At 35.9% G+C, this 11,970-nt stretch carries 10 protein-coding genes; 8 read left to right on the forward strand and 2 right to left on the reverse strand.

What is annotated here, in order from left to right:
- Window positions 1–14 precede the first annotated feature (14 nt).
- The 5 genes from mreC to DYR29_RS16275 all read left to right on the forward strand — a co-directional run bounded on the left by mreC (window position 15) and on the right by DYR29_RS16275 (window position 5,319).
- Window positions 15–869, forward strand: coding sequence for a rod shape-determining protein MreC (gene mreC / locus DYR29_RS16255; RefSeq protein WP_047422195.1), 855 nt, complete (start codon window positions 15–17; stop codon window positions 867–869).
- On the forward strand, window positions 862–1,368 hold the full coding sequence (locus tag DYR29_RS16260; RefSeq protein ID WP_002982456.1) for a hypothetical protein: 507 nt from the start codon (window positions 862–864) through the stop codon (window positions 1,366–1,368). Before mreC ends, DYR29_RS16260 begins: the two co-directional genes overlap by 8 nt.
- Window positions 1,365–3,410 (forward strand): peptidoglycan D,D-transpeptidase FtsI family protein, encoded by a 2,046-nt coding sequence (locus tag DYR29_RS16265; protein WP_213277688.1) that lies wholly within the window; start codon window positions 1,365–1,367, stop codon window positions 3,408–3,410. Before DYR29_RS16260 ends, DYR29_RS16265 begins: the two co-directional genes overlap by 4 nt.
- Window positions 3,407–4,636, forward strand: coding sequence for a rod shape-determining protein RodA (gene rodA, locus DYR29_RS16270; protein ID WP_213277689.1), 1,230 nt, complete (start codon window positions 3,407–3,409; stop codon window positions 4,634–4,636). Before DYR29_RS16265 ends, rodA begins: the two co-directional genes overlap by 4 nt.
- A 107-nt stretch (window positions 4,637–4,743) precedes the next feature.
- Window positions 4,744–5,319, forward strand: a complete 576-nt coding sequence (locus DYR29_RS16275; protein WP_213277690.1) for a pentapeptide repeat-containing protein — start codon at window positions 4,744–4,746, stop codon at window positions 5,317–5,319.
- Between the two features lie 188 nt (window positions 5,320–5,507).
- Here the strand turns inward: DYR29_RS16275 and DYR29_RS16280 are convergent, their stop codons facing one another.
- Together DYR29_RS16280 and DYR29_RS16285 are read right to left on the reverse strand one after the other, a co-directional pair.
- Window positions 5,508–6,218, reverse strand: coding sequence for a C40 family peptidase (locus DYR29_RS16280; protein ID WP_047422199.1), 711 nt, complete (start codon window positions 6,216–6,218; stop codon window positions 5,508–5,510).
- Between the two features lie 339 nt (window positions 6,219–6,557).
- Window positions 6,558–8,753, reverse strand: a complete 2,196-nt coding sequence (locus DYR29_RS16285; protein WP_213277691.1) for a glutamine synthetase III — start codon at window positions 8,751–8,753, stop codon at window positions 6,558–6,560.
- Window positions 8,754–9,248: 495 nt separating this feature from the next.
- On the opposite strand from DYR29_RS16285, the gene DYR29_RS16290 reads away from it, so the two are divergent.
- The 3 genes from DYR29_RS16290 to DYR29_RS16300 are packed head-to-tail and all read left to right on the forward strand — an operon-like array spanning window position 9,249 to window position 11,944.
- Window positions 9,249–10,940 (forward strand): DUF6909 family protein, encoded by a 1,692-nt coding sequence (locus DYR29_RS16290; RefSeq protein WP_213277692.1) that lies wholly within the window; start codon window positions 9,249–9,251, stop codon window positions 10,938–10,940.
- A 46-nt stretch (window positions 10,941–10,986) separates the two neighbouring features.
- The gene (locus DYR29_RS16295) at window positions 10,987–11,469 is read left to right on the forward strand and encodes a cysteine peptidase family C39 domain-containing protein (protein ID WP_213277693.1); all 483 of its coding nucleotides are present in this window, start codon (window positions 10,987–10,989) and stop codon (window positions 11,467–11,469) included.
- Between the two features lie 4 nt (window positions 11,470–11,473).
- Complete coding sequence (locus DYR29_RS16300; protein WP_213277694.1) at window positions 11,474–11,944, forward strand: DUF1572 domain-containing protein; 471 nt, start codon at window positions 11,474–11,476, stop codon at window positions 11,942–11,944.
- The last annotated feature ends 26 nt before the right edge of the window (window positions 11,945–11,970 follow it).

The raw sequence follows: 11,970 nt of genomic DNA on the forward strand, positions 1-11,970 counted from the left end.
GACTTTATATCTGAATGGGATTTTTGCTGAGATTATTTTCAAAGAATACTCTTTTCGTCTTCTTTATATTTCTGCAAATTATTGCTCTGGTTTTGATATTCTCCAGAAATGCCATGCAGAAATCCTGGATTGCGGGGCAGACTGCTGCTTTCAACTCGTGGGTTTCCGGATATATTGATGAAGGAGTTTCCTATCTGAAACTAAAACAGATCAACGAAGATCTTGTGGTTCAGAATAAAGCCCTTATGACTGAACTTTACGGAAAAGACGGAGCAAAAAAACCTGTTTTCAAAAGAGTTCATGATACCATTGGTGGCGGGCAGATCTATACTTTTGTTGATGGTGAAATTGTTTTCAACAGTATCAACAGAAGAAACAACTATTTTACAATCAACCGTGGCCGTAGAGACGGAGTCTTTCCTCAGATGGGGGTAATGGCACCAAGAGGTATTGCGGGAATTGTAATTAATTCTACAGACAGTTATGCATTAGTTCAGTCGGTCTTAAGTGTTAACAAGATCAGAATTAATGCAGCACTCAAAAATTCAGGATATTTCGGGACTTTAACATGGAATGGTGATAATTCCAGAGTGATGCATCTTGCAGATATTCCAAAATATGTTGCATTGAAAGTAGGGGATACTGTTGTTACGGACGGTAAATCTGCAATTTTCCCTAAGGGAGTAACGATTGGTACTATTGCAGGATATTCTGTAGATAATAAAACCGGTTTCTGGGATATCTCCGTTGAGCTGAGTGAAAAAATGGGAGCGTTGAACAAAGTATATGTAGTGAAGAATCTTAAGAAAGCAGAAGTGCAGAAGATTCAGGACACTATGCAGGCTGTAATAAAAAAAGAAAATGATTAGCAGGACCTTATTTACTGATATATTGATCATGATTTTTCTTGTGGCATTACAGATATTTGTATTGAACAGGATTACGCTTTTCGGGAAATATACTCCAGTATTATATCCTGTATTTGTTATGTTCTATCCTTTTTTCAGAAATAAATTTCAGTTCCTGGCATTGAGCTTTTTAATAGGACTGTCTATTGACGGTTTTCTTTATTCATGGGGAATCAATGCATTTGCAACGACGCTGATTGCTTATTTCAGAACGTTGATTTTCAGGACTTCTACCGATACATCTACGGACTTTTTCTCTTTTCAGTCCCTTCAATGGGCGCAGTTTTTGCTGTTTTTATTCTCAAGTATTTTTCTGCACCAGCTTTTAGTACAGTATATCGAATTCTTTAAGTTTAGCAGATTTTTTGAAATATTGTTTAATGTGTTGGTGACTAGTGTAATTTCGTTTATATTTATAGTCATTTACGCATTAATATTTAAAATCAAACAAAAAGTTTGAACACACGTTATTTTAAAATTTTTTCCATCCTTGTTGTCATCGCCCTTATTTTTGTGGCGAGGCTTGCCTATTTACAGTTGTTTACAGACCGTTATGCATTAAATGCAGCGAATACCTCCATCAAAACCGAATATGTGATTCCACAGCGTGGAGTCATTTTTGACAGAAATGGTAAAATTATGGTAGGTAACCAGCCTGCTTATGAAGTCTCTTTTACACAGGCTTTAATGCGGCCGGATTTTGATACGCTCGGGTTCTGTAGTCTTATGAAGATTTCCAAAGCGGATTTTATCAAAAGAATTGATGTTATTAAAAAGGAAAAATACTATTCCAAACTGACTCCGATGACCTTTCTGAAGGATCTGAGCAGAGAAGAGATCGCAAGGGTTCAGGAAATTATTTTTAAATATCCGGCTTTTAATATTGTACAAAGACCTCAGCGTCAATATGAAGTCTCTACTTCAGGTAATCTTCTGGGATATACCAGTGAAGTAAATGAGCGTGAAATAAAAAAAGATTCTACCTACTATTTACCGGGAGACTTTATCGGAAAAACCGGAGTTGAAAAGTCCTATGAAAAAGAACTCCGTGGAGTAAAAGGGGTGAAATATATCCAGAAAGATATCAGGCTCCGAAATATTGGCCCTTACAAAAACGGATCTCTGGATAAAGATGTAATTACAGGGAAAGACATTACATTAACCATCGATTATGATCTTCAGAGAACCGCTGAAGAAATGCTTGTCAATAAACATGGTGCAATCGTAGCTTTAGACCCTAATAACGGGGAAGTACTGGTTGCGGCTACCGGACCGGATATTGACCCGAATCTTTTCACCGGACCTTACAAATCAAAAAATTTATATGCTCTGTCAAAAGATACGCTTTACGAAAATAAGCCCACTTTTGACCGTTCTTTGCAGGCAGGATATCCCCCGGGATCAACGTTCAAACTGTTGACTGCGCTGGCGGCCATGCAGATGGGAGTAATGGATGAAAAGACTATTTTCCCTTGTGGAGGTGGGTTTTTCTATAAAGGAAAAAGAATTAAAGGACATGGTGGAGCAGATCCGCTTATTCCTTCCATTCAGGTTTCCAGTAACTGTTTTTTTACCTACGCATTTATTGCCATTATCAAAAAATACCCTGGAAATCCTTCAAAAGGTGTTGATGAATGGAAGAAGATCATGAGCAGCTTTGGAGTTGGAGAGTTTTTAAATAATGATTTTGCCGTAGGTGCAAAAGGGAGAATTCCTTCCGGAGATTTTTATGAGAAACGATTTAAAGCCATCATGAAAGCAAGCGGTTCCAAAAGAACTGACTTTAAAAACTGGGACGAAATGTCAACCGGAGCTATTTATAACGGAATGGGTCAGGGAGATGTTTTGGTAACGCCTATTCAGCTGGCCAATTATGTAGGTGCTATCGCTAACAAAGGATGGTATTATACACCTCATATCGTTAAAGCAATTGATGGAAAACCTAATCCTGATCCAAGATTTAAGGTTAAACATAAAACATTAGTTGATCCAAAGCATTTCGAACCTGTTTTAAAAGGTATGGAAGCTGTGGTTTTGAGAGGAACGGCAAGGGGATTAAAATCCAATGACTTTACACAATTAGCCAAAACAGGTACCGCACAGGTACCGCAAGGAAAGGATAACTCTATCTTTGTATTGATTGCTCCTGCTGAAAAACCTAAAATTGTTGTAGTAGCAGTGATGGAGCATGCAGGATTCGGAGCAACGTGGGCTGGCCCGGCCTGTACGGTAATTGCTGAAAAATACATTACAGGGGATCTGAAGCGTGAAAATCTTTATAAAAAGATGATCACCTCGAGTTTCATGCCGGAATATAAAAGGCAGTGGATTTCAGATTTGAAACGTAAAGGGTTATACGTTGATCCTAAACCGGATTCAATTAAACAAAAAAGAATAAAGGACAGTCTGGATCTTGTTAAGCAACAAAAAGCCAAGCTGCAAAAGAAAATAGAAGAGGAAGCTAAAAAGAATAATACTGCTAAAAAAACTGTCAAGCAATGAAATGGACTGAAGGAATAGATAAATTAGGCCTTGGGCTGTATTTCCTGCTTTGTGTTTTTGCCATTGCAAATATTTACAGTGTTGACCAGAAACTTGGGGAAAAGCAATTGATCTTTTTCTGTATTTCGCTGTTTGTAGGACTTATTATATTTTTCAGCAGAAGTAAGTTCTTTGAAAATATGGCCGGGATTATTTACATTGGCGGAGTCTTGCTGCTTATCGGACTTTTTCCATTTGGGAAAGAAATTTTAGGACAAAAGAACTGGTATAAGTTTGGAAGTTTTACCATGCAGCCTGTAGAATTTGCGAAAATAGGAACAGCGCTGATGCTTGCCAACTATGTTTCCGGGCCGGATTTTAATCTTAAAAACAGGAAGTCTTTATTGACTACTTTAGCGATTATAGGAGTTCCGGCGGTTGTGGTTCTTGCTATTCCGGATGTAGGTTCCATGCTTGTATTTATTGCATTTTTTATTGCTTTATACAGGGAAGGACTGAGTGGTCTCTTGTTTGGGGTAGGGTTTCTTTTTGCCGGGGTTTTTCTGATTTCATTAGCTGTTCCCCCTATTTATGTTGTAATAGCAGTTCTGGTAATTGCCGGTATTTTGATTGCAATGAATTATCATAGAATGTCCTGGGATGTAATTTCTATTTCGGGAATTTCAGGATCTATTCTTTTACTGTGCGGGCTGGCTTTCGCATCTCCAACTATTTTAGAAAAACTTCCTAAACACCAGAGAGAAAGAATTGATGTTCTTTATAAAGGTGAAAAGGCATTTAGAGATACTTCAGGATACAATTTATTATATTCCAAAACAGCTATCGGATCTGGTGGACTTTGGGGGAAAGGATACCGTGAAGGATCTGTTACCCAGGGAAAATTTGTACCCGAGCAGGAAACGGATTATATATTTTGTACAGTAGGAGAAGAGTGGGGCTTTTTAGGAAGTGCAATTCTTATCTTATGCTACATGGTTTATATCGGAAGGATATACTATCTCGCAGAAAGGCAGAAGTCTACTTTTAACCGGGTCTTCGGATATTGTTTTGCCTCGATTCTTCTGATGCACTTTTCGATCAATTTAGGGATGGTTATGGGGCTTTTCCCTACGGTTGGGATTCCTCTTCCGTATTTCAGTTATGGAGGAAGTTCTCTGTTGGCATTCTCTATGATGACTTTTATTTTCTTTAAACTTAATTATTCGGATAAAAACAGCTTGGTGTAATGGTCTTTTAAGATCAAAAAAATCAACGGTTAAAAGCTGAAATTTTTATTCTTAATTTAAAATCCGCCTATGGGTGGAGTATATTGCCATTGATAAATCATGAAAATATGAAAGAAGCTTATTTCCTGGATCAGGATTTTGAAAACACAGACTTTTCTCAGCTGGAAAAAGGAGAGTATGAAAACTGTACTTTCCGCAACTGTAATTTTGAATATGCAAACCTTTCCGGATTCAGCTTTACAGACTGCGAATTTATAGAATGTAACCTCAGCATGGCAAAGCTTATGAGAACAGCTTTTCATAGTGTGATTTTCAAAGAATGTAAAATGTTTGGCCTTCAGTTTAATGATTGTAATGCTTTCGGTTTATCTTTTACATTTGATGGATGTGCTTTGAATAATTCAGTTTTTTACCAGACCTCCATTAAGAAAACGATTTTTAAAAATTCGAGGTTAATTGAGGTAGACTTTACTGAATGTGATGCATCAAATGCTGTCTTTAATAACTGTGATCTGTCAGGCGCTGTTTTCGATACTACAAACCTTGAAAAAGCAGATTTTAGAACTTCTGTCAACTATTCAATAGATCCGGCTTTAAACAAGCTTAAAAAGGCCAAATTTTCACTTTCTGAAATATATGGGTTATTGTACAAACTGGATATTGAAATCGATAAGAACAGTTAATATCTTCATCGTGTCCTAATTGCTTATAAAAATATCTATATTGAATCAATAGGAGCGGGTTTTAATCCGCTTTTCTCTTTTAATGTACATTCTTCACTACCACAAGCTGAAACTTAGTGCAAATAGGATAAATAAAAAAGCCATCAGAATTCTGATGGCTTCATTATTTAAATCAATTATTTATAAAATTAAAAATTTGCTGGTGTAGCGGGAGTGATTGCTGCTAAGTTATTGTAAGCTTCTCCTTCCTCATTGATCACTCTTTTAGCGAATCTGAACTTAGGTCCCCAATAAGAATCATTCAGTGAAGAAATCATTACTCCTTTTGATGTTGCTGCGTGGATAAACTTGATCTCACCCTCTTCAGTAACACTTTCTACAATACCTACGTGAGAAATTCTTCTTCCGTGAGAAAAGAAAATCAAATCTCCTTTCTGTAGATCTCCTTTTTCAATTCTTTCTCCTTCCTGAGCCTGAGATGCTGCTACTCTAGGTAAGCTAAGCCCTGCTGCTGCTCCGAATACAGAAAGAACAAAAGCTGAACAATCTATACCGTTTCTTGTAGTTCCTCCGTATCTGTATGGAGTCCCAAGGTATGTTTCAGCTTCTTCAAGGATACCGTCAATGGTTTTATTATGTTTGATTACTTTCGCAATCTCAGAATTCTTAACTGCTTTTTTAGCACTAGCGATAGATGCAGCCTTTTCAGCTAAGAAAGAGTCGATAAGTTTCTGCTTATCCTGCTCCATTCTTTTGTTATCTAAAGAAGCTAGTTTGGCATCTGTTTTGTATTCTTTTGTGTAAGTTGCTGGTTTTGAAACCACATAATTTGTAGCACACGATTGCAATGAAACTGTAGTAACTAAAGCAACTAAATAAAACAAAACTCTTTTCTTCATATATATTTGATTATCCGTGTTAAAAAGGAATATTTATTTTCAAAAGCAATACAAAAGTAAAGATTCCGAGTAAAAGACCCCTGATATGATAATTTTCAGGATCTTACTTTAACACATTTTAACATATTATTTACATATGTTAAAGAAAAATAAACCGCAACGGCCTATTTTTGGTAAGTATGCGGTTTTTTTTATTAAGATTCTTTAACAAACGATATCGATTTTCTTCTATATATCAGGTTTTGCAATTTAAAGTCCTCATTTCCAAGTCTGTTAATAAAACAAAAAAAATTCCCCGGAAAACCGAGGAATTTGAACTAATATGGAACTTTACAGGTGTTATTTTGTGAACAACATTTCTCTGTATTTTGTCATCGGCCATAGCTCATCGTCAACCATCATTTCCAATGCATCAGAAGCTTCTCTGATAGGATCAAATAATGGTTTTACTTTGTTACAATAAGTTTCTGCCTGTTTTTGGCTGTCTGATACGCTTTTTGCGGCTTCTCTGGCTTTGATAAGATCTTCAACACCAAGTTTAATTTTAGAAACATTTTCAGAAATGCTTGTAATTAAACTCATTTGCTCTTTTGCCAAAGATTTGAATTCTTTATCACCAAAGATATCTTTAAGACCTTTTACGTTTTCAATTAACCTGTTCTGGTAATTTAACGCAGAAGGAATGATGTGGTTTCTTGCGATATCACTTAATACTCTTGCTTCAATATCAATAACAGTAGAGTATTTTTCTAATTTAATTTCGTTTCTCGCCTCAACTTCTCTGTGGTTGAAAATTCCCATTTCTTCATACAGATCTAAGAATTTCTTATCCATTTCCTGCTTTAATGCTTCTGGAGTTGTTTTAAGGTTGTTCAATCCTCTTTTCTTAGCTTCTTTCGCCCAGTCATCAGAATATCCGTCACCTTCAAACATAATGTTTTTACACTGCTTGATGTATTCTCTCAATACATTAAAGATCGCTTCGTCTTTCTTAAGACCGGTTTCAATTAAAGCGTCAACTTCTTTTTTGAAATCATTAAGCTGTTTTGCTGCAATGGTGTTCATTACCGTCATAGATTCCGCACAGTTTGCAGAAGAACCTACTGCTCTGATCTCAAATTTATTTCCTGTAAATGCAAATGGAGAAGTTCTGTTTCTATCTGTGTTATCTAACAAGATTTCAGGAATTTTCCCAACTACATTTAATTTTAATTCTGTTTTTTCCTCTGGAGATAATTTTCCGTTGGTTACTTTCTCAAGTTCTTCCAAAACGCTGAACAGCTGACTTCCGATAAATACAGAAATAATTGCTGGTGGAGCTTCATTAGCACCAAGTCTGTGGTCATTACTTGCAGAAGCGATACTTGCTCTTAAAAGGTCTGCATATTCGTGAACCGCTTTGATAGTGTTAACAAAGAATGTTAAGAACTGTAAGTTTTTCTTTGGGTTTCTTCCCGGGCTTAGAAGGTTTTCTCCGGTATCTGTTGCTAAAGACCAGTTATTGTGTTTTCCGCTTCCGTTTACTCCGGCGAATGGCTTTTCGTGGAAAAGGATGTGGAAGTGGTGTTTATGAGCTACTCTTGCCATGATGTCCATCAACAATGAGTTGTGGTCTACAGCAACGTTCACTTCTTCAAACATTGGAGCAAGCTCAAACTGGTTAGGTGCAACCTCGTTGTGTCTTGTTGTTGCAGGAATTCCCAATTTCATACACTCGATTTCCAGCTCTTTCATGAAGTTCATTACCCTTGTAGGAATGGAACCGAAATAATGGTCATCTAACTGTTGTCCTTTTGCAGGAGAATGTCCTAATAATGTCTTACCTGTTAATACAAGGTCCGGACGAGATTGGTATAATGCTGAATCAACAAGGAAATATTCCTGTTCCCAACCCAAAGTAGGAGTTACTTTCGTTACGTTTTTGTCAAAATACTGCATTACATTCGTTGCAGCTTCGTCCACAGCGTTCAAAGCTCTCAAAAGAGGTGCTTTATAATCTAATGTTTCACCTGTATAAGAGATGAAGATAGAAGGAATACATAATGTAGTTCCCATAATGAATGCCGGAGATGTAGGATCCCAAGCTGTATAACCTCTTGCCTCAAAAGTATTTCTGATACCTCCGTTAGGGAATGATGATGCATCAGGTTCCTGCTGGATAAGCATATTTCCGCTGAATCTTTCGATAGCTCTGCCTCCTTCGATAGGAGTGAAGAAAGAATCGTGCTTTTCTGCAGTAGTACCTGTCAAAGGCTGAAACCAGTGAGTGTAGTGTGTTACACCTTTGCTCATTGCCCAGTCTTTCATTGCTACAGCTACCTGGTCTGCAATGTGTCTCTGGATCTTAGTTCCTTTTTTAATAGCATCCATGATAGAACCGAATGCTTCTTTCGTTAAATATTCTCTCATGGTTTCTTCTGAGAAAACATTTTTACAGAATAGCTCTGATAATTTCGCAGGGATTTCAACAGAGTTGTCTTTTCTGAAATCCTTAAATGGAAGGGTTTCTAATGCTTTGAATCTTAAGGTTGACATAATTGGGTTGATTTTTTACAGGGCAAATTTACAAAAAAAATGAATTGAAAATATTTTAACCCCAAAAATTTTAGGGGTGTTTTTAAAATTTACACAAATTAAACAATTGTTTGGGTGTTTTTGATGGGGTGAATTTCTGATTTATGGCTAAAATTTAACATTCGCAGGTTTGGAAAACCAGAGATATTAACTTTAGCTGTACGAAAAGAGAATATACAGTCCGATATAGTAGTGGAATTGTATACCATTAAAATTACAATTATTTTAAACTAGTTCTTGATTTTTTTTCTGAAATAAATAAAAAAATGAAAGAGAAATAGAAAATGAATACAGGAAAGGATTAAAATAATACCATAATAAGTATCAGATAAAACAATAGAGCACGTAAAAATATTCCGGAATAAACCTGCTTGCCTATAGGTTTTAAACAACTTATTAAAAGATAGTTAAAATAAGTTGAGCGGAGATTTTGTATATTTGTGTGAAATTTATTTTATGACAAATTCTAGAGCAAGAGAAACAACGGAGGCTATTGAAAGACTATACATTTCTATGAGACATTTATTTTATAGAGGGTTTTTCAAGCCGGGAGGAGTTTCAGGAGAGAGCATCAGAAGCTTGCTGAAGACAATCAACCCAGAGATTTATGGTACCATGAATATTCCAAGTAAATTGGAACTTGACGGGTTGATGTACGTTTTAGACAGACTTCCGGAAGGAATTGAGGAATGTGCTTTTATTCATCTTACATCAGATGAAGGGTTTGATAAAGGAAGTTTCGAACCTATTGTTCCAAAGAAAAGAAGAAGAAACTGTTATAGAATAGACGAGCACCAGATGAATATTGAAGTTCTTTTGGGACGTTCCGAAATTTATGACATTCTTACCCACCTGACATTCCTGTTTATAGAAGCTGATAAAATCCGTAACCTGGCATTTATCCAGGATGAAAACTGGAAACCGACCCGTGCCTTTAAGATTATCGAAGAGGTTGTGAAAGGTGAAAAAAAATTCAGCAGAAAAGAAAAAGAAGTGGCACTTATTCATCTTTCTTCTTTAATAGGAAGATCTTTTGATGAAACGCTAAGAGCTTACAATACTTTCGGTGATGATCATAATCCTGATCGTTTATTCAAAATTATCTACAACTTAGGAAAAGTAAGTCTTGAAGATGCGAAAAGCAGCAGAGAAAGAGAAATTTATTTCAGTTCTATATTAAAGGAAAGAGTAGGACACCATTATTTTGGTGAAAAATGGGCAAATAAAGTGAAAGAGGTTTTATTTGAAAATGACCTTCATATGAGACCTTTGCACATTATTTCTGCCAATATGCATTCCGTGAAAAATATGCTGTATGCCAATAATGCTCTTAAAAAGAAGCAGCATCACGAGATCGACTATAAACTATATGAAGATATCTCCAACAAAAAAGAACTTCGTGACAAAGTATTAAAGTATGCTTTGGATGAAGGGATGATTCATATTGCTGATAAAAGCGGAAGTAATATAGATGTTCAGATTATAGACCTCAGCAAAACGGATCTGAAGAATACACCGTTTGCAGACAGTAAGTTTACAGGCGATGATGTGATCATGGTCTTCGATTATGCTTTCGGAGAGCAGGCTTTTGAGGTAATGGATGAGCTTTTAAGACCTTTTGAGCACAAAGGGGAAATCTATATGATGAAAGTGAAATCTGTTTCTATTATGGGTAAAGCGGGAATTCTTACAGGAGAAAAAGGAGATATTATGATTCCTACTTCTCATATTTTTGAAGGAACTGCGGATAATTATCCATTTGAGAATGCATTGAAGCTTGAAGACTTCAAAGATGATGAATTAAAAGCTTTTGAAGGTCCGATGATTACGGTTCTAGGAACTTCACTGCAAAACAGAGATATCTTATCCTACTTTATGAATACTTCCTGGAAAGCCATTGGGCTTGAAATGGAAGGTGCACATTATCAGAAAGCGATCCAGGTAGCTTCAAAGATCAGACACCATATTTCACCCGATCTTTTTGTAATGTATGCTTATTATGCATCGGATAACCCGCTGGAAACAGGAAGTACATTATCTTCAGGAGGCTTAGGTCTTACAGGAGTAAAGCCAACATATCTGATTACTTTAAGAATCCTTGAGAAGATTTTAAGAAGTGGAAAGAAAGAAGCTTCGACTAAAAAATAATTACATTTTTAAGATGACTTTTCTTTATAAATTAAGAAATATTTTCATGAGCGTATCTTTTATGCTCATGATTTTTTTTGTATCAAGTTGTAAAAACGTAAAAGAAGAACAAAATTTTCCTTTTTACCAGCAGAAGAATGAAAATAACTGTGGCCCAGCTTGCTTAAAAATGATTTTTGAGTATTATGGAAAAATCTATTCAGAAAAATACTTAGGTGAAATGACTCATGTCAATAGTAATGGAATAAGTATGCTTGAATTATCCGATGCCTCAGAAGAGCTGGGATTTAAACCTATAGGACTAAAGGTTGATTTTCCAAATCTGAGTAAAAATGTAAATTTACCATGTATTGCTTATTGGAAATCTAAGCATTTCGTAGTAGTTTATAGGATAGAAAATTCAAAAGTTTATGTTGCAGATCCAGGAGACACCTTAAAGGTTTATGATAAGAATGAGTTTTGTAATTTGTGGGAGGATCCTCAATATATTGGTGAAAAAACTGGATATATTTTAGAAATTAATAAATAAAACTATGAGCCAAATCTTACAATTATCAAAAAGATTCAGAGAAGTTTTGCTGGATGGTCTCTGGATTGCCAATACCAATTTTAAAGACCAGCTTTCAGATGTGACCTGGGAACAGGCTGTGACAAAGATAGATTCTTTAAATACCATTGCTATGCTCACTTTTCACATTGATTATTACATTGCGGGTATTGTCAATGTTTTTGAAGGAGGAGATCTTGAAATAAAGGATAAATTCAGTTTTGATCTTCCACCCATAGAATCACAGAAGCAATGGGAAGACTTGTTAGGTAAGCTTTGGGTAGATTCTGAAAAATTTGCATCCTTATTGGAACAGATGCCGGATTCCAGACTTGATGAGGTTTTTGTGGATGAAAAATACGGAACCTACCGGAGAAATATCGATGGAATGATTGAGCACAGCTATTATCATCTGGGACAGATTACTTTAATCAAAAAACTCTTGAAAAGCCGATAAAATATCCTTGTCAAGGTTTAAAAAAG

This window comes from Chryseobacterium indologenes (genome assembly GCF_018362995.1).
Taxonomy (GTDB): Bacteria; Bacteroidota; Bacteroidia; order Flavobacteriales; family Weeksellaceae; genus Chryseobacterium; species Chryseobacterium indologenes_G.